This is a genomic window from Burkholderia sp. L27(2015) (genome assembly GCF_009765705.1).
GTDB lineage: Bacteria > Pseudomonadota > Gammaproteobacteria > Burkholderiales > Burkholderiaceae > LMUX01.
In genome coordinates, this window is record NZ_LMUX01000040.1 from 1 (window position 1) to 683 (window position 683).

Below are 683 nucleotides of genomic sequence, written 5' to 3' on the forward strand. Positions count from 1 at the left end.
CTGTGTGCCGCGGCGATCAACAGCAGGCAGCAAAGGCTTGGTAGGAATCTGTTCATGTCTGAGTATTGCGCAACGGACACCGCAACCGCCAGTCAACGCGATTCAATGAGCTCGGTCACACTAATGATTATTCATTTGGTTGTTTATATGGAAAAAACCCGGAATAAATTACAGGTATCCAGAGGCCTCGATAGTGCTAGCGTGAGGAGTCACCATTACATGGCGACCAGGGACGGGGAATCCAGTTCGTATTTTTGTTTTGGGTATACCGGTGGACTTGGATAATCCGAGTCCGACGACCACAACATCTTGCTTCCACTGGAGAAAAATATGCAATCGAATAAGGCTTTTGGCACGCGTCAACTGGTCCGGATCGCCATCGTTGCAAGTCTCGTTGGTGCAGCGTGGATTCCAGCGGCTTCTGCCGCTCCTCCCGTCAATGATGTCGCTGATCAAGCACAAGCGCAGGCCATGGAGAGTTGGCGCTCGGACATGACGCGTGTCGAGACACCCACGGAAGGCTGCTTTCAGGCCTCGTACCCCAGCATCCTGTGGAAACAGGTCAACTGTACCGTCGTGCAACCGCGCGTCCATCCGCTGCCGAGGCGTGTCAACATGACGGCCGGCGCTTCAGAAACCACAGGCAATGGCAATGACTATGCGATCAAGGTTTCCGGGCTGAT

General features: G+C 53.7%; 1 pseudogene. It reads left to right on the top strand.

Annotated features, from left to right (window positions below):
- Positions 1-330 precede the first annotated feature (330 nt).
- Positions 331-683 (top strand): annotated as a pseudogene (locus GSQ77_RS28960) (hypothetical protein); the annotation flags it as partial.